The sequence below is a fragment of the Mesorhizobium helmanticense genome, assembly GCF_003034915.1.
Taxonomy (GTDB): domain Bacteria; phylum Pseudomonadota; class Alphaproteobacteria; order Rhizobiales; family Rhizobiaceae; genus Mesorhizobium; species Mesorhizobium helmanticense.
On record NZ_PZJX01000050.1, the window covers coordinates 61,064 to 78,276 of the forward strand.

Below are 17,213 nucleotides of genomic sequence, written 5' to 3' on the forward strand. Positions count from 1 at the left end.
CTCTTTCACGGCCGCTTCGGGGGAGAACCTAGCGAAAGTGGGGGAGACGTCAATGCGGAGTGAGGACGCTCTGACCTTCTCCTGCATGGGAAAGGGAAGTCGGCCTCCTCACACTGCCTTCAATCTGCCGCTGATGAAGCGGAATTCCTGCGACTTGCCGCCGAAACCATAGGCGGCCGCGGGGACCTCGTGCACCAGGGCGTAGCTTTCCTCGTGCACATTTCCCAGGATCTGGCCGAAGGCGGCAAAGATCGCTCGCAGATAAGCCTCCAGCTCGAGCTTGGTGTTGGTGCCATCGACGACCTTGATGTCGAGCCAGAAAGTGTTGGCGCTATGCTCGGCCAGTGACTTGCCGCCGGCGAACCAGTGTTGCGGGTCGAGATAGGTGATCGCGACCGCGGTAATCGTCGGGTCCTTGCGCAGATGCGTGGCGGTCAGCCCGGTGACTTCCCTGGCGATTGTCGCGGACAAGGCGGCGTCCGGCTTGCCGGTGACGCTGACATTGATGATCGGCATTTTTCTCTCCTTGGTTTGGGACGGACGGCTATCAACCGCCGAACAAACCATGCCATTACAGCCACATCAAAAAAATCAAATTGTTTTCAAATAAAGGTTCGATAAAATCGAACTATGCAGATGCTCGATCCAGACCTCCTGAAAACCTTCCTCGCTTTCGTCGACGGCGGCTCGCTGGCACAGGCGGCGACGATCGTCGGCCGCTCACCCTCGGCCGTCACCACGCAGATGCAACGGCTTGAGGAAATCGTCGGCGAGCAGCTTCTGACGCCAAAGGGCAGGGGCCGCGGCCTGACACCGGCGGGCGAGGACCTCGTCGGCCACGCCAGACGCATCCTGGCGGCTCATCGCGAGGCTTGGCTGGCGCTGAAGGGCGCGCGGGCTGCCGGGCACGTCGCCATCGGCACGACACAGGATTTCGCCGATAGCGGTTTGCCGGACCTGCTGCGGGCCTTCGCCGTCAGTCATCCGCGCGTCAGGATCGAATTGCGCGTTGGCCGCTCCGCCGAATTGACCCAGGCGCTGCAGGCCGGCGGTCTCGATCTGGCGATCGCCATGCGCCAGGCCTCCGCGCCGGACGAAGTCGGCCTGCTCAGGGAGCCGATGGTGTGGCTCTGTTCACAAAAGGGATTGGCCGTGCGCCAGGACGAGATACCGCTGGCGCTGCTCGATCCGCATTGCGGCTTTCGCGAAGCAGCGATCGCCGCACTTGATGCGGCAGGCCGCCGCTATCGCATCGCGGCTGGCAGCGCCAGCCTGGCCGGCCTGCGCACAGCCGTGAATGCCGGCATCGCGCTGACGTTGAGGACGGCGCGCTTCGCCCACTCCGGCATCGTCGAAGCGCCGCGCGATCTTGCCCTGCCGGCGGTTCCGATTGCCGAATTCGCCATTCGGCTGCGCAAAGGCGCCGAGCGGCCGGCGCAGGATCTTGCCGCGCTGCTGAGCGCAGTCTTTCAATGTCCGCCTGATCGTCGCAAAGAGTGGGCGCCCGCAAGAATGAGCGCTGCAAAGAAAAAGCCGACCTTACGATCGGCTGGAGGTTAGACGGGTCGAGGGGTTTGGGGGGACTTGGGGGTGACCCGTCACGGCCACAATGCCTAAACCCCGTGATGGTTCCATGACTTTGCAGATTTATTTCAGCACATGATCAAAGTGCGGCGCGTTGCCTTGCCACCAGCCAGTCGCGCCCGGCATGGGCGAATACGGCGCAGAGCACGATGGCGCCGCCGATCATGCTGGCGGCCGGCGGAATCTCGGCCAGGAACAGGAAGGCGAACAGGATCGCAAACGGCACTTCGGCCGAACCGAGCAGGCCGGATTCCGCCGCTGGAATGAGGCGCGCGCCCTCCGTCCACAGGATCGAGGCGAGTGCGAAGGAGGCGCCAAAGGTGGCGAGCAGCACGGCATCCCTTGGCGACACCGCCAGCGGATCGGTAACGAGCCAGCCGAGCACGAACAGAAGGAATGCCGCCACCGCACCGGCCCACACCACCGGCGTATCGCGAAAGGCACGCACCATGATCATGTAGAGCGCGCCGCCGATCGTCATCAGCAGCGCCAGCCCGTCGCCCAACAGATGCCCGGTGCCGAAGCCGGACCAGACCATGATGCCCACGCCGCAGAGGGAGACGGCGGCGGCCAACATCGTCTGCAGCCGGAATCTCTCGTGCACCAGAGCCCAGGCCAGCAGCGCGGTGACGAAGGGCGCGGTGGCGTAAATGACGGCGACATTGGCGACGTAGGTGAATTTGAACGCAGAGATGAAGGCGATGCTGGCCAGCGCTCCCTCGACGGCCAGTAGCCAGCCTCGCCAGCCAAGCCGCAGGCTTTCGCGCCCGCCGGAGCGGCGGCGGCGCCAAAGCACATAGAGCGTGATCAGGATCGAGCCGACAAAGCCGCGCCAGCAGGTGATGGTCAGCGGATCGGCATGGATCGACTTGGTCAGCACGCCGGTGAGGCCGAAGACAGCCGCCGACGCCGAAACCAGGATGATGCCAAGGGTTCGCTCGGCGGCGGCGTCGGTGGTGCCCGGCATGCTCAAGACCTCTGTCATTTCGCCAGACTACGCCGTCTCGTCCTGACACCATACTGTCAGCAGGATTGCCAGATCCTACAGCCGCTTGCGGGAATGTTCGTTGCCAACGATCAGCAGGCCGGCCGTGAAGATCAGGGCAGCCTTTGGCCGCGGGACACACTTCGAACGTCGCTGTTGACTTGGCCCCTGGGTCAGCCCCGATAAGATAAGAAAGCGGTCAGCCAGCAACAAGGTGATTCCATGCGCTCCTCCGCCCAGTTCCTGAACGCTTCCGAAGCCGCCAGCCGGCTAGGCGTGTCGGCCAAGGCCCTGCGGCTCTATGAGCAGCGAGGCCTGATCGCTCCGATCCGCACCGCGGCCGGATGGCGGGCCTACGGTCCTGTCGAGATGAGCCGCGCGGCCGAGATCGCGGCATTGCGCGGACTTGGCTTCAGCCTGGCCCAGGTGGCGCGGGTGCTGGAGGGCGACGCCAGAGGCATGGAGCCAGCCTTGGCCGCGCACCAGGCGGTCCTCGAGGGTCGCCTGCGTCAGCTTGTCGGCATTATCGAGAAGATAGGCAGCCTGCGGGATGGCCTCGCTGGAGGCGAAGCGCCAACCATTGCGGAACTGGCGTGCCTGATGATGCCAGATACCGGACCCGGCGTCGCTTTCGACCTTCCCTGGCCCTGGGGTGGCGAGCGGTTCGAACTGGGACCGGTCCGGACGCTGAACTACATCGTCGGTCCGCTGGGCAGCGGCAAGACCCGGCTGGCGCGGCGCCTTGCCGAGAGCCTGCCCAACACCGCTTTCCTTGGCCTGGACCGTTTGGCGGACGGATGTGCTGTGGCTCTTGCCAGCATGGACGCCGATCCGGCGCTAAGGGCACGGGTCGACCGGACGCTGGCCTGGCTCGTGGAGGATGGCGCCGCGGTGTCGGACGCACTGCTTGCCCTCCTCGCTGGGTTGGAAACCGAAGGTCCGGCCGTCCTGGTCGTCGACATGATCGAGCAGGGGCTGGACCAGGCCTCCCAGGAGGCGCTGATTGCCCATCTGCGCCGCCGTGGCCCCGGTGGTCGGCCGCTTTTCCTGCTCACGCGCTCCTGCGCAATCCTGGATCTGGCGGCGGTTGGCATTGATGAACCGATCATCCTCTGCCCCGCCAATCACAGTCCGCCAACCTATGTCGCCCCATACCCCGGCACTCCTGGCTACGAGGCCGTTGCCACCTGCCTGGCCTCGCCTGAGGTGCGGGCGCGGACGGAAGGCGTTGTTGCATGGCGGCCTGAGGTCGCCTGAATCCCTCACTCCAGCTGCGACGCGCTCACTGCGTCGCCTGGTAGAGTTCCGAAGCGGCCTCTTTCAGCGCGCGTCGGCCGTCCGGCCTGAAATACATCATGTGCCCACCCTCCACTACATCGAGGCGGATGGGTTTTGCATCGGTGAGCGACGGGATCTGATTCACCAGATAGCGCGAGGCCAGATAGGGCGTGACGAGATCGGTGTAGCCGTTGACGATCACGACGCCGAGCGCAGGGTTCAACGAGCGCGCCCGCTGCAGATCGTCCATCACCCCGGCATAGCCTTGCCGCGAGGTGCCGTAGTCCCAATTGCGGCTGATCTCGCCGTTGAGCAACCGGTAGCTGACATCGGTGCGGTAGTTCAGCTCGTCGCTGATATAGCCGGTGAAGGCCGAGGTCAGCACCGGTACGCTGCGGTCGAGCACCGGATCCGGGCCGGCGATGCGGGCGCTCTCGGGCGCGATATCTGCCGTGGCGATCGTGCCATCATAGGGACTGAGCACTTTGCCGTTGGCGCGGGCGAACTCCCTGGCGAACAGGCCGGTCGGGATGCGGGCAAAATTCCGCTGGACGAGTTCGAGCGGCAGGCCGGTGATGTCGGCCACGCGCTGGCTGGCCACCCGCCCGCCTTGTTCCAGCCCGCTGGCCAAAGCCGTAAGATAGCCGCCCAGCGCATAGTGCTCGACCTCGGCGAGCTTCTCCTGAAGCGCATGGCCGGTAATGCCTTCGCTGCGCAGGCGTACCGCCGCGAGCGACGGCAGTTCGAGCGCCCAGTGCAGCGGCTCGAATTCGTCGGGCTGCACCAGCATGAACTCCAGCGCCGGCGAGATCAGCACGATACCGTTTGGGCTGATGCCGATATCCTCCTGCAAGGTCCTGGCGAGCAGCGCCGCCCGGAACCCGCCATAGCTTTCGCCGGCGAGGAAGAGCGGCGATGCGGTGCGGCCGTTCTGCGCAAGATAGAGCCGGATGAAGGCGCCTATCGAACTCGCATCCTGGTTGACGCCCCAGAAATCGTGCGTGTTCTGGCCCGGCGCCTCGCGGCTGTAGCCGGTTCCGACGGGATCGACGAAGACGAGGTCGGTCATGTCGAGCCAACTGTCTGGATTGTCGATGAGTTTTTGCGGCGAGGGCAGGAATTGCCCATCGTTTCCGGTGCCGATTACGCGCGGGCCGAGCGCGCCGAGATGCAGATAGGCGGACGCCGCTCCGGGGCCGCCATTGAAGACGAAGGTGATGGGACGCCGCGGCTCCTTCGCCGCGTCGTCTGGCAACCGCCTGACATAGGCGACATAGAAGATCTCCGCTGTGACCTCGCCCTTGCCGGAAAGCAGAGACAACGTGCCGGCCTTAGCCTGATAGTCGAGCTTGCGCCCGGCCAGCGTGATCGAATGGTCTGTGGTCTGCGGTGGCGGCAGCAGCGACAGCACGCCGCCCGTGGGCGCCGGGCGCCCAGCCGTTTCGGCCAGGACAGGCTGCGCGAAGCCGGCAAGCACCAGCAGGATGAGGGAGATCAGTTTCAGCTTGAACGGCATGACAGCTCCGCGAGAACAACTCCCGCATAGGTATGGCCGAGGCGATCGAAGTCAAAGGAAATGGTCTGTGCGGTCCAAGCAATCTGCCACTTCGGTTTCGCTCAAACACAGCGGCTGCTATCAAGGCGCGAAAGACTGTCGAAAGGAACGGAAATGGACGTGACCGCACTCAAGGCCATGCAGGCGCCGCTGAAGGAGGCCTATCGGGACGATGCGTCGCGCGCGCTGATCACGCTAAGGGCCAAGGGCTCGATCGATGACGAGTCGATCGCTTGCAAGGTCGAAACGGGCAGGGCGCTTGCCGTTGCCGGCCTGCATCCCGCAACCGGCGGTTCGGGGCTCGAACTCTGCTCCGGCGACATGCTGCTGGAGGCGCTGGTCGCATGCGCCGGCGTGACGTTGAAGGCGGTGGCGACGGCGCTGGAATTCAGGCTCGGCGCCGCCACTGTGGAAGCCGAAGGCGATCTCGATTTTCGCGGCACGCTTGGCGTGGCAAAAGATGCGCCGGTCGGCTTCCGCGCCATCAGGCTTAATTTCGGCCTCGACACCGACGAGCCGCAGGAGCGCATCGATGCGCTGCTTAAGCTGACCGAACGCTATTGCGTGGTGTTCCAGACCATCAACACCAAGCCGGAACTGACCGTAAGCGCGCGACGTTGACGCTGCCAATCTCCCCCCTTGTGGGGGAGATGCCCGGCAGGGCAGAGGGGCGCGCTGTCCCGCCGGCCTCTCAGCACTGTTCAATCAGACCAAGCCCGTTCGTAACGGATAGATTAAGCGAAGGTCGGCGATCCTTCACGCCCCCCTCTGTCCTGCCGGACATCTCCCCCACGAGGGGGGAGATTGCAGTTGCGGCGCCGCTTCCCTACTGTGCCGATGGTTCCTCGGCATCGCCTTCATCGGTGAAGGGCGAAGCGCTCGGCACACACTGCACTGCCCAGCCGGTCGGCGTCGGCTGCTTCTGGTACTCGGTGACGGCATTGGTGCATTGTTCGCGGGTGTCGAAGGTGCTGGGCAGCACGACCATGCCGCCTTGCGGACCGGCGATCACCAGATACCAGACCAAAGCTACGCTCGAAGCCGCCATGGGAATTTCCTCGCTGTGATTGTTGTGGGAGTCGCGACGATCCTATCAACTCCGCATGACAGACGAAAGCGCGGCCGGGGCGCGGCGATGCGCCACGGCATCACAGCCGCGTGATAGCGCGATCCTCTCCGATTTCCGGAAAGGATCATGCGTTAAGGGTTTGCGAATACCGGCTCAGTTCGTTGCAAAGCAATAGAACAGGCCGTCGCCGCCGGTGCCCTTCAGCGCGTCCTGGCTACAGCCGCCGCGCGAGGCGTGCGAGGAGTTCCACGATTTGGCAGCGGCCGAATCGTCGAGGCCCATACGATCATGATGACCCACCATCGCCGCGCCTTCGGCCCCGCCCATTGTCCAGTCGCCGCAGGTCTGGTCGGCGATCTTCGTTCCATCGGGCTTGGAGCCGGTCAGTATGTCGTGCCGGTTGGGCTTGTCGCCGCGGCCGTTGACGACCTCGCCCTTTTCGTCGAGCGCTGTCTGCTTGGTGATGGCGTTAGCGTCGCTGTGCAGCGAAGCGACGTCGTCGGCGATCTTGACGCCCTTGGCGTCGAACCACGGCCCCTTGCCGATGCGGTCGCGTGCATCGGTGTCGCTGGTCGAGAGATAGGCAGCCCAGGTCTTGCCGGTGACGCCGGCGGCTTCAGCCAGCGAGGCGCAATGCGCGTCCGCACCCTTCAGCCCACCGAGATCGGCACCCTTGCCGGATCCCACGCTGGTGACGAAGAAACTCATCGTCGCATCCTGTGCCGAGGCAACGCCGGCGGCTGCAAGCAAGGTGGCGGCGGTAACGAGAAGCAGTCTGCGCATGATGGTCCTCCGGTTTCGAATGTTACATTCGAAGAACGTAGCCGGAGGCCTATTTCATCCCTCTTGAAGTCAAGTTTATTCCGGCTGCCGGTAGGCGACAAAGCGGTTGTGCTTGGCCTGGAAGATCAGCCCGGTTTCTTTCAGATCGGGGCTCGCCAGCGGCACGATGCGCTTGGCGATCTCAGACGGGTGCGGCAGCGTTTCCGGATCCTCGCCGGGTACGGCCAGCGCCCGCATGGCGGTACGGGTGGCGCCGGGGTCGGCGGCGTTGACGCGTAGCGCCGAGTTTTCCGCCTCATGCGCCCAGGAGCGCATCATGGTTTCGACCGCCGCCTTCGAAGCCGCATAGGGCGCCCAGAAGGCGCGCGCCGAATGCGCGGCGTTGGACGACAGGATGATGGCGCGGCCGGCGTCGGAGAGCCTCAGCAGCGGGTCGACCGAGCGGATCAGCCGCCAGGTCGAGGTGACGTTGATGGTCATCACCTTCTCGAAGGTCTTGGCCTCGACATGGCCGATCGGCGAGATGACGCCGAGCACGGCGGCGTTGGCGACCAGGATGTCGAGCTTGCCCCAGCGCTCATGGATGGCGCCGCCCAGCCGGTCGATGCCTGCCATGTCGGCAAGGTCGAGTGGCACCAGCGTCGCTTGTCCGCCAGCCGCCTTGATCTGGTCGTCGAGTTCCTCCAGCCCGCCGACAGTGCGCGCGACCGCAATCACATGCGCGCCGGCGGCGGCCAGTTCCTTGGCGATGAAATAACCGATGCCGCGAGAGGCACCGGTGACGACCGCGACGCGGCCGGAGAGGTCGAGGGCAGGGGTCACCGGGCAGCTCCGAAGGTTAGTGCTCTATGGCGAACTTTGTCCTGCCCAGTCGACCTGTGCGATTGGCGAAAGAGGAGATGAGAGCTCGATCTCCCGCCTTGCGGGGGAGATGTCCGGCAGGACAGAGGGGGGTGTGAAGGATCACGGCGTACCGAATTGAGCCGATTCGGATGGTAAATCAGCCCGAGGGCACTGCTAGGATTGATTGACAGGCCGGAGGGACAGCACCCCCCTCTGCCCTGCCGGGCATCTCCCCCGCAAGGGGGGAGATCAGATATTCCGCCGGTTTCGCCAATCACAGTTGCGACAAGACCTAAGCCCCGCTCGCCGCCAGCAGCGACAGCGTGCGTACATTGTCGGAGCCTTCGAAGTCGGCAAGCCGCGTCGGGTATTGCCCCGTAAAACAGGCGTCGCAGAATTGCGGCTGCTCATTGTCGCGGCCGGCTTCGCCGACGGCGCGGTAGAGGCCGTCGATAGTGAGGAAGCCAAGCGAATCGACGCGGATGAAATCGGCCATCTCTTCCACCGACATGCGCGATGCCAAAAGCTTCGATTTCTCCGGCGTGTCGACGCCATAAAAGCACGAGGCGCGCGTCGGCGGCGAGGCGATGCGCATATGCACTTCCTTGGCGCCGGCGTCGCGCACCATCTGCACGATCTTCTGGCTGGTGGTGCCGCGCACGATCGAGTCATCGACCAGCACCACGCGCTTGCCTTCGATCATGCGGCGGTTGGCATTGTGCTTGAGCTTGACGCCCATGTGGCGGATCGAATCGCCCGGCTGGATGAAGGTGCGGCCGACATAGTGGTTGCGGATGATGCCAAGCTCGAACGGAATGCCCGCGGCCTGGGAGAAACCGATTGCCGCCGGCGTGCCCGAATCCGGCACCGGCACGACGATGTCGGCCTCCACGGGGCTTTCGAGCGCCAGCTCGGCGCCGATGCGCTTGCGCACCTCATAGACGTTGCGGCCTTCGACCGAGGAATCCGGTCGCGCGAAATAGACATATTCGAAGATGCAGAAGCGGGTCTTCTGCGGCTCGAAGGGGAACAGGCTCTCAATGCCCTTGGCGGTGACGACGACCATCTCGCCGGGCTTCAGGTCGCGCACGAAACGCGCGCCGATGATGTCGAGCGCGCAGGTTTCGGAAGCCAGGATCCAGGCGCCGTCGAGGTCGCCCAGCACCAGCGGGCGGATGCCGAGCGGATCGCGGCAGCCGATCATCTTCTTGGCCGTCATCGCCACCAGCGAGAAGGCGCCTTCGACCTGGCGCACCGCGTCGATGAAGCGCGAATTCAGGTCGCGCTCCTTTGAGGTGGCGACCAGATGCAGGATCGTCTCGGTGTCGGAGGTCGACGAAAAGATCGCGCCCTGTTTCTGCAGCGCGCGCTGCACGGTCATGGCGTTGGTGAGGTTGCCATTGTGGGCGACGGCGAAACCGCCATCGGCGAGTTCGGCGAAAAATGGCTGGATGTTGCGCAGGCCGGCGCCGCCGGTGGTGGCGTAGCGCGTGTGACCGATGGCGCGGTTGCCTTGCAGGCTGTCGATGACATGCTGCTTGGTGAAGGTGTCGCCGATCAGGCCGACATGGCGTTCGACATGGAACTGGGTGCCGTCATAGGAAACGATGCCGGCCGCTTCCTGGCCGCGATGCTGGAGCGCATGCAGACCGAGCGTGACGATGGCTGCGGCGTCCTGCCGGCCGAAAATGCCGAACACGCCGCATTCGTCGTGGAAATGGTCGTCGGCTTCGGCGGAAAGCACGTCGTCTGCGTCTGCCATCTCTTAGAGCCTCATTGTGGAAAGGCGTCATATAATGCAGTCGGTCAGTCAATGCCACTGGCAAATCAGAATGCCGCGTTGTTATGCTTGTCAACTATTCGGTAGCGTTGTCCTCCACACAGGTCGTTGCAAATGCAGGATGAACCCGACGAGGCCGAAGAAGAAGCTTGGTGCGAATCGCAACGCCAATACGTGCTCGGTTATCTGGGTCGCGAGAATTTGAAACATGGCAGGGTGGGAGAATGGCCTGCCTGGCATGTTTATCCGTATGTTGCGGTTTGGGCGATCGAAAGCATCGAGCATCCAGAGTGGGTTGGTTGGTGGGCAATCTCTGGCGACCTACCAACCGACTACATCAGCTGCGGACCGGACGGGACTCCTCGGGCCGCCGTTCGGGACTTCGGCTTGCGCTGGAAGGAAGTGGCGGCAGCAATGGCTGAAGGACGAGAGCACGAAGAATTTACAACCGGCGGCCCTGAACACGCCACAACATTGGCGCCTCTGCTTCGATCGAGGGCAAAGATACTGCTCGACTGGGCGAGTGACGATAGCGTTTGGGATGCTCCCGAAGCGCCCTCGAAAGCTTGACCCAATGCGCTGAGGCAGAACTTCAGTTTGCCGGCGCCGGAGTAGCCGGTGGGGTGGCTGGGGCGTTGTCGGCCGGCGGCGCGTCGGTTTCGCTATCGTCTGGCACCGGGGCTTCGTCGCCGGTTGCCGGGGCATCAGCCGCAGGCGCGTCGGGAGCCGCCGGCGTCTCGGCGCCGGCCTCGGGTGCGGCCGGCTGATTCGGGTTGAGCTGCTTGAGGATGGTGTTTTCCGGATCCTCGGGCAGCATGCTTTCGAGTTTGGCGCCGATCGATTCCAGCAGCGGCCGCGATTTGGCGTTGGCGACCCATCCTGGAGCCTTGGTGCCGGCCAGCCAGTTGAAGAACAGCAAGGCCACCGCGACGACCAGGATGCCGCGCGCCGCGCCATAGAGGAAGCCCAGCGTGCGGTCGAGCGCGCCGATCCTGGAATCGATGATCCAGTCGGCGAGCTTCATGGTGATGACGGAAACCACGATGAGCGCAATGACGAAGACGATGCCGGCGGACGCCGCCATGGCGATCTTCTCATTGTCGATATAGGGCTGAACGTAAGGCAGGACCGGCTTGTACAGGAAGAATGCCGCAGCCGCCGCTGCTATCCAGGCGATGATGGACAGGATCTCGCGTGAAAAGCCGCGAACCATGGCGAGCATCGCCGAGACCAGGGTGAAGCCGACGAGAATTCCGTCAAGCAGCGTAATCGGCATGTCTTTGGCCCCACTCCGATCTCTTTTTCACAACTCGGGCGAGTCGCGTCACTCTTGCTCGTCGGCGCGGCTGCGCCGTGAGCCGGCTATCCGCGCCACGAGGTCGGCCAGTTCGGTGGGCTGGAAAGCGCAGGCCCCTATCCCCCCGGCTCCATTGCCACCAACAAGTTCCTCGCTGCCCAAGGGCAGAACCGCACTTCCAAAACCCAGCTTTTCGGCTTCCTTGAGGCGCTGCTGCGCATGCGCAACCGGCCTCACGGCGCCCGAAAGGCTGATTTCGCCGAAATAGACGCAATCGGCCGGAAGGGCAAGACCGGTGAGCGACGAAACCAGTGCAGCGGCAACCGCGAGATCGGCGGCAGGCTCCGTGATGCGGTAGCCGCCGGCGACGTTGAGATAGACGTCGTGCGTGCCGAAGCGGACCCCGCAATGGGCTTCGAGAACGGCGAGGATCATCGACAGCCGGGCGCCGTCCCAGCCGACGACGGCACGGCGCGGCGTGCCCAGCGACGAGGGCGCCACCAGCGCCTGGATCTCGACCAGCACCGGACGCGTACCTTCCATGCCGGCGAAAACCGCGGCACCCGGCGATTTTGCATGGCGTTCGCCGAGAAAGAGTTCGGACGGATTGGCGACCTCGCGCAGGCCCTTGTCCGACATTTCGAAGACGCCGATTTCGTCGGTCGGTCCGAACCGGTTCTTGACCGTGCGCAGGATGCGGTAGTGGTGGCCGCCTTCGCCCTCGAAATAGAGCACGGCGTCGACCATGTGCTCGACCACGCGCGGCCCGGCGATCTGGCCTTCCTTGGTGACGTGGCCGACGAGCACGATCGCCGCGCCTGTCGATTTCGCATAGCGGATCATCGCCTGGGCGGCGGCGCGCACCTGGGTGACGGTGCCGGGCGCCGAATCGGCCATGTCGGTCCACAAGGTCTGGATCGAATCGAGGATCACCAGGTCCGGCCGCTTGCCGTCGGCGATGGTGGCCAGAATGTCCTCGACATTCGTCTCGGCCGCCAGCTCCACCGGGGTGTCGGCAACGCCGAGCCGCTGCGCCCGCAACCTGATCTGGGCGACGGCCTCTTCGCCCGAGACATAGACGATGCGGTGGCCCTTTGCCGCGAGTGCCGCGGCCGCCTGCGTCAAGAGCGTCGACTTGCCGATCCCCGGATCGCCGCCGACCAGAAGTGCGGAACCGCGGACAAAACCGCCGCCGGTGGCGCGGTCGAGCTCGCCGATGCCGGAAACGATGCGCGGCGCATCCTCGATGTCGCCGGAGAGGCTGGTCAGCACCACGGCGCGGCCCTTGCGCGCGTTGCGGGTGTTGGCCGGGCCTGAACCTATACCGCCTGCCGTGCCTTCCTCGACCAGCGTGTTCCACTCGCCACAGGCGTCGCATTTGCCGGCCCAGCGCTGATGCACCGATCCGCAATTCTGGCAGATGAATTGGACGCGCGATTTGGCCAATCTGCTACCTTCCCGCCAATTGGCGAGGGCCGTGATCTTTCGCGCCCCCCTCTGTCCTGCCGGACATCTCCCCCACGAGGGGGGAGATCGGACTGCGCGTGGGGTTTCGCCAAGTTTCTGTTGCGACCGAGGACAAGCGGCTACTCAAACCTCTCCGCAATATGATGCTCTTCCGCAAGGTCGGAGAAGCGGGTGAACTCGCCCTGGAAGGCGAGGCTGACCGAGCCGGTCGGCCCATGGCGCTGCTTGGCGACGATGACCTCAGCCTTGCCGCGCATCTCGTTCATCTCGTTTTCCCATTTGATGTATTCGTCGGTGCCGGGTTTCGGCTCGCGGTTCTTCAGATAATATTCCTCGCGGTAGACGAACATCACCACGTCGGCGTCCTGCTCGATCGAGCCCGATTCGCGCAGATCGGAGAGTTGCGGGCGTTTGTCGTCGCGGCTCTCGACCTGGCGCGACAGCTGCGACAGCGCGATGATCGGCACCGCAAGCTCCTTGGCCAGCGCCTTCAGCCCGGTGGTGATCTCGGTGATTTCCTGTACGCGGTTCTGCGAGGCCCTGGCGCTCGATCCTTGCATCAGCTGGATATAATCGATGACGATGACGTCGAGGCCGCGCTGCCGTTTCAGCCGACGCGCGCGCGCCGACAATTGTGCGATGGAAATACCGCCGGTCTGGTCGATGAACAGCGGGATCTTCTGCATGGTCTGCGAGCAGGCGACCAGCTTCTCGAAATCCATCTCGCTGATCTCACCGCGGCGGATTTTCGACGACGGGATTTCGGTCTGCTCGGAGATGATGCGGGTGGCGAGCTGTTCCGACGACATTTCGAGCGAGAAGAAGCCGACGACGCCGCCATTGGCCGCCTTGAACGAACCGTCGGCCTGCTGCGCCGGCACATAGGCCTCGGCGATGTTGAAAGCCATGTTGGTGGCAAGCGAGGTCTTGCCCATGCCGGGACGGCCGGCGATGATGATCAGGTCGGAGGGCTGCAGGCCGCCCATGCGGCGGTCGAGATCGCGCAGGCCCGTGGCGACGCCCGACAAATGCCCGTCGCGCATATAGGCGGCGTTGGCCATGTCGACGGCGGTCTTGACCGCGTCGGTGAAGCTCTCGAAGCCGCCATCGTAGCGACCGGTCTCGGCCAATTCGAACAGGCGCCGCTCGGCATCCTCGATCTGCTCGGACGGCGACATGTCGACCGGCGCGTCATAGGCGATGTTGACCATGTCCTCGCCGACGGTGATCAGCGCGCGCCGCGTGGCGAGATCGTAAATGGCGCGGCCGTAGTCGGCGGCGTTGACGACGGTGACAGCCTCGACGGCCAGCCGCACGACATATTGCGCCACCGTCATGTCGCCGACCTTCTCGTCGGCCGGCAGGAAGGTCTTCAGCGTTATCGGCGTCGCTATCTTGCCCATGCGGATAAGCTCGGCCGCAACCTCGAAGATCTTTCTATGCAGCGGCTCGTAGAAATGACCCGACTTGAGAAAGTCCGAGACACGGTAGAAGGCATCATTGTTGACGAGGATGGCGCCGAGCAGCGCCTGCTCCGCCTCGATGTTGTTCGGTGCCTCGCGATAGAGCGGTTGTTCCGCGACGCCGAATTTTCGCGCTGCCTCTGCCATGATGTCCCCGATTTCGATCCCGGCCCCTCGATACCAGAACGAGAAAGAGCCGGTGCTGACTTATATGCATCACTCGTACTCAATCGGCGTTGATGCCCGCTGTTCACAGGAACGGCAAACAGTCCACAGGACAGAATTCCCGGGCTCTGATTCCATTTGACTCGGCAAGGCTGCGATTCTACGCGATGCATTGAACAAATCAAGAACAAAAATCGGAGAGCCGGACGCTGCGCGAGCCATCGGCGCGAGATTAGATTGAGTCGCCCCAGTCGAGCCGTCGCGCCAGCCTGAACGCATCGCCATCGCGCTTGGTGAACAGTTTTTCGCCGGCGCTGCCATCCTTTTGGCAGAGCTTGAGCAGAACCTTGCCTGAACCGGATTTCGGCGGCGCGATCACCCGCGCGGCACGGGATGGGGCAGGGTGCCGCGAGGCGGCGACATAGATGAATTTCTCGTCCTCCCAAGGCACGTCGGCGTCCTTGGCCAGCCGGTGCAGGCGCGAGCGGGCGACGCGACGCGAAAAATGGCACCAGTCGGGCGCGGCGAGCGGGCAGGGCATCTCATGCGGACAAGGCGCAAGAACATGCGCGCCGGCCTCGACCAATTGCCTGCGCGCGGCAAGAATCCGCTGCCAGCCGGCCGGCGTGCCCGGCTCGACGATCAGGAGGGTATCGGCAGTGAGCTGCCAGAGCCTGGCGACGAGCTTGGGCAGCGACGCCGGCGTAATCTCATCCAGCACATAGGCACAGGTGACCAGATCGGCCGGCTTGAGCGCGCCAAGGTCGATGGTGACATCGCCGGCCAGCCAGGCGATCCTGGCCGTGATCGCCTCAGTGGCAAGAGCCTCGCCGACCCGGCGCACCGCGGCGCTTGCCTCGATCAGCACAGCATCTTCGAGGTCGGGCCACAGATCGGCCGTGGCCCAAAGCACCGTACCAGGGCCGGCGCCGACATCGAGCAGGGTTTTCGGTGTGTAAGCGGGCCGCGCCTCGCTGACCGCATCCAGGCAGGCGCGTACGGCGGCGTAGGTCGCCGGCAGCCGCGTCGCCAGATAGGCCTTCACCGCCATCTCCTCGGCCATGTGCAGGCGGCCGTCGCGCAGTTCGGCGCGGTAGCGGTCCGATAGCGTCCTTGCCGCTTGCTTGAGCACAGCCAGCGGCACTTTTTCGAGAATGCGCTCGACACCTTGCCGAAGTGGAGCAGGCAGCTCCATCACGCCCCCCGAGGCGCAAGCAGGATGACCGAGGCGCCAATGATGGAGAGCGCCGCACCGGCGAGATCCCAGCGGTCGGGGCGCACCCCTTCCACCAGCCACAGCCAGCCCAGCGCTGCCGCGATGTAGATGCCGCCATAGGCGGCATAGGCGCGGCCGGCGGCTGACGTGTCGACCAGAGCCAGCAGGAAGCCGAACAAAGCGAGGCAGACGAGGCCCGGCACCAGCCACAGCGGCGACTTTTCCAGCCGCCACCACGCCCAGAACGAAAAGCAGCCGGCGATCTCGGCAAGTGCTGCGGCGACATAGAGGAGATAGGTCATGAAAAAGGTCTCGCGGTGACGAGACCTTTTTCAGCGTGCAGGCCTGCAATGGCAAGCGGCAATGGCGCAGTCGCCGGGTCTATTCCGGATCCGCCACCTTGCGGCGCCGGGCGGGCTTGGCGGCAGGGGCCTTTTCGCGATGCCCCATGTCGCGCATCTCCAGCGCCTTTTCGCATTTGGCCATGTAGTCGCGCGACATCGGCAGCGTGTCGTTCTTCTTGGCGATCTGGATCTGGAAGATCACCAGATCCTGCCAGCGGAAAGCGGCTTCCGAGGCTGCCAGGTAGAACTCCCACATGCGGCAGAAACGCTCGTCATAGATCGCCTTGGCCTTGTCGCGGTTGGCGGCGAAGCGCTGGCCCCAGTGCTTCAGCGTGTCGGCATAGTGCAGCCGCAGGATCTCGATGTCGGTGACGACAAGCCCCGACTTCTCGATCGCCGGCATCACTTCGGACAGTGACGGGATATAGCCGCCCGGAAAAATATATTTGCGGATGAAGGCGCTGGTCGCCCACGGCACCCCGGAGCGGCCGATCGTGTGCAGCAGCATGACGCCGTCCGGCTTGAGCAGCGTCGCCGACTTGTCGAAGAAGGTGCGGAAATGGTTGACGCCGACATGCTCGAACATGCCGACCGAGACGATGCGGTCGAAACGCTCATTGAGTTCGCGGTAGTCCTTCAGTTCGAAGTGCACCCGGTTTTCCAGGCCTTGCGCATGGGCGCGATCGGTGGCGACGCCATGCTGCTCCGTCGACAGCGTCACGCCCTGCACGTCCACGTCGAACGATTTCGCCAGATAGAGGCCGAGCCCGCCCCAGCCGGAGCCGATGTCGAGCACCGTCTGGCCCGCCTTCAGCCTGAGCTTGGCGGCGATGTGGCGTTTCTTGGCGGCCTGCGCCTCGTCGAGTGTCATATCCGGCTGCTCGAAATAGGCGCAGGAATACTGCATGTCCTCGTCGAGGAAGAGCCGGTAGAGGTCGCCCGACAGGTCGTAGTGGCGCTGCACGTTGCGGCGCGCTCGCGCGGCCGTGTTGATCTGCTGCAGGCGACGAAAGGCGTGGCGCAGGCCCTCGATCGCCTTCGACCAGGTGGCGTCGATGCCGCCGCTGCCCATGTTCTGGAAAGCGATGCGCATCAGACCCAGAACGCCGCCTTCAAGGATGTCGAGCTCGCCGTCCATGTAGGCTTCCGGCACCGCCAGCATTGGATCGAAGGTGATGGCACGCTCGGCGTGCCTGGTCTTGATGTGCATGTGTACCGGCTCGCCGGAACCGTCGCCGAAAATCACTGACAGGCCCTTGGGTCCGGTTACCTTGAGATTGCCGGTACGCACCAGGCGGTCAAGTACGCGCTTCAACAGAATATTCATGACCAAACGTCCCCTCTCGGTCAGACAGGCTGTTCGCGCATGAAATCGCTACCGATT

17 protein-coding genes are annotated in these 17,213 nt (G+C 64.3%); 4 read left to right on the forward strand and 13 right to left on the reverse strand.

Annotated features, from left to right (window positions below; translation table 11 throughout):
• Positions 1 to 108: 108 nt before the first annotated feature.
• Positions 109 to 516: a tautomerase family protein gene (locus C9427_RS26695; protein ID WP_107652057.1), complete on the reverse strand. Its 408-nt coding sequence runs from the start codon at positions 514 to 516 to the stop codon at positions 109 to 111.
• Between the two features lie 114 nt (positions 517 to 630).
• Between C9427_RS26695 and C9427_RS26700 the strand changes: the two genes are divergently transcribed.
• A complete protein-coding gene (locus C9427_RS26700; protein WP_107652058.1) occupies positions 631 to 1,560 on the forward strand; it encodes a LysR substrate-binding domain-containing protein in 930 nt (309 codons plus the stop codon).
• A gap of 103 nt (positions 1,561 to 1,663) precedes the next feature.
• On the opposite strand, the gene C9427_RS26705 is transcribed toward C9427_RS26700, so the two are convergent.
• On the reverse strand, positions 1,664 to 2,551 hold the full coding sequence (locus tag C9427_RS26705) for a DMT family transporter (protein WP_167434494.1): 888 nt from the start codon (positions 2,549 to 2,551) through the stop codon (positions 1,664 to 1,666).
• 240 nt (positions 2,552 to 2,791) lie between these two features.
• Here C9427_RS26705 and C9427_RS26710 point away from each other — a divergent pair, with 240 nt between their 5' ends.
• Positions 2,792 to 3,826: a MerR family transcriptional regulator gene (locus C9427_RS26710; protein ID WP_107652060.1), complete on the forward strand. Its 1,035-nt coding sequence runs from the start codon at positions 2,792 to 2,794 to the stop codon at positions 3,824 to 3,826.
• Positions 3,827 to 3,851: 25 nt separating this feature from the next.
• On the opposite strand, the gene C9427_RS26715 is transcribed toward C9427_RS26710, so the two are convergent.
• Positions 3,852 to 5,363: a S10 family peptidase gene (locus C9427_RS26715; RefSeq protein ID WP_107652061.1), complete on the reverse strand. Its 1,512-nt coding sequence runs from the start codon at positions 5,361 to 5,363 to the stop codon at positions 3,852 to 3,854.
• Positions 5,364 to 5,516: 153 nt separating this feature from the next.
• Here C9427_RS26715 and C9427_RS26720 point away from each other — a divergent pair, with 153 nt between their 5' ends.
• The gene (locus C9427_RS26720; RefSeq protein ID WP_107652062.1) at positions 5,517 to 6,023 is read left to right on the forward strand and encodes an OsmC family protein; all 507 of its coding nucleotides are present in this window, start codon (positions 5,517 to 5,519) and stop codon (positions 6,021 to 6,023) included.
• A gap of 205 nt (positions 6,024 to 6,228) precedes the next feature.
• Here the strand turns inward: C9427_RS26720 and C9427_RS26725 are convergent, their stop codons facing one another.
• The 4 genes from C9427_RS26725 to purF form a co-directional block, all read right to left on the reverse strand.
• Complete coding sequence (locus tag C9427_RS26725) at positions 6,229 to 6,450, reverse strand: hypothetical protein (RefSeq protein ID WP_107652063.1); 222 nt, start codon at positions 6,448 to 6,450, stop codon at positions 6,229 to 6,231.
• A gap of 174 nt (positions 6,451 to 6,624) precedes the next feature.
• Positions 6,625 to 7,254: a hypothetical protein gene (locus C9427_RS26730; RefSeq protein WP_107652064.1), complete on the reverse strand. Its 630-nt coding sequence runs from the start codon at positions 7,252 to 7,254 to the stop codon at positions 6,625 to 6,627.
• 75 nt (positions 7,255 to 7,329) lie between these two features.
• Positions 7,330 to 8,076 (reverse strand): SDR family NAD(P)-dependent oxidoreductase, encoded by a 747-nt coding sequence (locus C9427_RS26735; RefSeq protein ID WP_107652065.1) that lies wholly within the window; start codon positions 8,074 to 8,076, stop codon positions 7,330 to 7,332.
• Between the two features lie 313 nt (positions 8,077 to 8,389).
• Entirely contained in the window at positions 8,390 to 9,859 is a 1,470-nt protein-coding gene (gene purF / locus C9427_RS26740) for an amidophosphoribosyltransferase (RefSeq protein WP_107652066.1), read from the reverse strand.
• A 132-nt stretch (positions 9,860 to 9,991) separates the two neighbouring features.
• Here purF and C9427_RS26745 point away from each other — a divergent pair, with 132 nt between their 5' ends.
• Positions 9,992 to 10,447 carry a DUF4826 family protein gene (locus C9427_RS26745; RefSeq protein WP_107652067.1) on the forward strand — a complete coding sequence of 152 codons (456 nt, stop codon included), beginning with the start codon at positions 9,992 to 9,994 and terminating at the stop codon, positions 10,445 to 10,447.
• Positions 10,448 to 10,469: 22 nt separating this feature from the next.
• Here the strand turns inward: C9427_RS26745 and C9427_RS26750 are convergent, their stop codons facing one another.
• The 6 genes from C9427_RS26750 to C9427_RS26775 all read right to left on the reverse strand — a co-directional run bounded on the left by C9427_RS26750 (position 10,470) and on the right by C9427_RS26775 (position 17,156).
• The gene (locus C9427_RS26750; protein WP_107652068.1) at positions 10,470 to 11,153 is read right to left on the reverse strand and encodes a CvpA family protein; all 684 of its coding nucleotides are present in this window, start codon (positions 11,151 to 11,153) and stop codon (positions 10,470 to 10,472) included.
• Positions 11,154 to 11,201: 48 nt separating this feature from the next.
• Positions 11,202 to 12,620: a DNA repair protein RadA gene (radA, locus tag C9427_RS26755; protein WP_107652069.1), complete on the reverse strand. Its 1,419-nt coding sequence runs from the start codon at positions 12,618 to 12,620 to the stop codon at positions 11,202 to 11,204.
• A gap of 140 nt (positions 12,621 to 12,760) precedes the next feature.
• Positions 12,761 to 14,251, reverse strand: a complete 1,491-nt coding sequence (locus C9427_RS26760; RefSeq protein ID WP_107652070.1) for a replicative DNA helicase — start codon at positions 14,249 to 14,251, stop codon at positions 12,761 to 12,763.
• A 250-nt stretch (positions 14,252 to 14,501) separates the two neighbouring features.
• Positions 14,502 to 15,464 (reverse strand): small ribosomal subunit Rsm22 family protein, encoded by a 963-nt coding sequence (locus C9427_RS26765; protein ID WP_107652071.1) that lies wholly within the window; start codon positions 15,462 to 15,464, stop codon positions 14,502 to 14,504.
• Positions 15,464 to 15,787: a YnfA family protein gene (locus C9427_RS26770; RefSeq protein WP_107652072.1), complete on the reverse strand. Its 324-nt coding sequence runs from the start codon at positions 15,785 to 15,787 to the stop codon at positions 15,464 to 15,466. The genes C9427_RS26765 and C9427_RS26770 overlap by 1 nt, the downstream gene beginning before the upstream one ends.
• Positions 15,788 to 15,866: 79 nt before the next feature.
• On the reverse strand, positions 15,867 to 17,156 hold the full coding sequence (locus C9427_RS26775; RefSeq protein WP_107652073.1) for a cyclopropane fatty acid synthase: 1,290 nt from the start codon (positions 17,154 to 17,156) through the stop codon (positions 15,867 to 15,869).
• Between the last annotated feature and the right edge of the window lie 57 nt (positions 17,157 to 17,213).

Excerpts from the sequence above, each read along its gene's own strand:
- C9427_RS26695 (WP_107652057.1), bottom strand. The coding sequence starts at position 516 with ATGCCGATCATCAATGTCAGCGTCACCGGCAAGCCGGACGCCGCCTTG.
- C9427_RS26700 (WP_107652058.1), top strand. The coding sequence starts at position 631 with ATGCAGATGCTCGATCCAGACCTCCTGAAAACCTTCCTCGCTTTCGTC.
- C9427_RS26705 (WP_167434494.1), bottom strand. The coding sequence starts at position 2,551 with ATGCCGGGCACCACCGACGCCGCCGCCGAGCGAACCCTTGGCATCATC.
- C9427_RS26710 (WP_107652060.1), top strand. The coding sequence starts at position 2,792 with ATGCGCTCCTCCGCCCAGTTCCTGAACGCTTCCGAAGCCGCCAGCCGG.
- C9427_RS26715 (WP_107652061.1), bottom strand. The coding sequence starts at position 5,363 with ATGCCGTTCAAGCTGAAACTGATCTCCCTCATCCTGCTGGTGCTTGCC.
- C9427_RS26720 (WP_107652062.1), top strand. The coding sequence starts at position 5,517 with ATGGACGTGACCGCACTCAAGGCCATGCAGGCGCCGCTGAAGGAGGCC.
- C9427_RS26725 (WP_107652063.1), bottom strand. The coding sequence starts at position 6,450 with ATGGCGGCTTCGAGCGTAGCTTTGGTCTGGTATCTGGTGATCGCCGGT.
- C9427_RS26730 (WP_107652064.1), bottom strand. The coding sequence starts at position 7,254 with ATGCGCAGACTGCTTCTCGTTACCGCCGCCACCTTGCTTGCAGCCGCC.
- purF (WP_107652066.1), bottom strand. The coding sequence starts at position 9,859 with ATGGCAGACGCAGACGACGTGCTTTCCGCCGAAGCCGACGACCATTTC.
- C9427_RS26745 (WP_107652067.1), top strand. The coding sequence starts at position 9,992 with ATGCAGGATGAACCCGACGAGGCCGAAGAAGAAGCTTGGTGCGAATCG.
- C9427_RS26750 (WP_107652068.1), bottom strand. The coding sequence starts at position 11,153 with ATGCCGATTACGCTGCTTGACGGAATTCTCGTCGGCTTCACCCTGGTC.
- C9427_RS26760 (WP_107652070.1), bottom strand. The coding sequence starts at position 14,251 with ATGGCAGAGGCAGCGCGAAAATTCGGCGTCGCGGAACAACCGCTCTAT.
- C9427_RS26765 (WP_107652071.1), bottom strand. The coding sequence starts at position 15,464 with ATGGAGCTGCCTGCTCCACTTCGGCAAGGTGTCGAGCGCATTCTCGAA.
- C9427_RS26770 (WP_107652072.1), bottom strand. The coding sequence starts at position 15,787 with ATGACCTATCTCCTCTATGTCGCCGCAGCACTTGCCGAGATCGCCGGC.
- C9427_RS26775 (WP_107652073.1), bottom strand. The coding sequence starts at position 17,156 with ATGAATATTCTGTTGAAGCGCGTACTTGACCGCCTGGTGCGTACCGGC.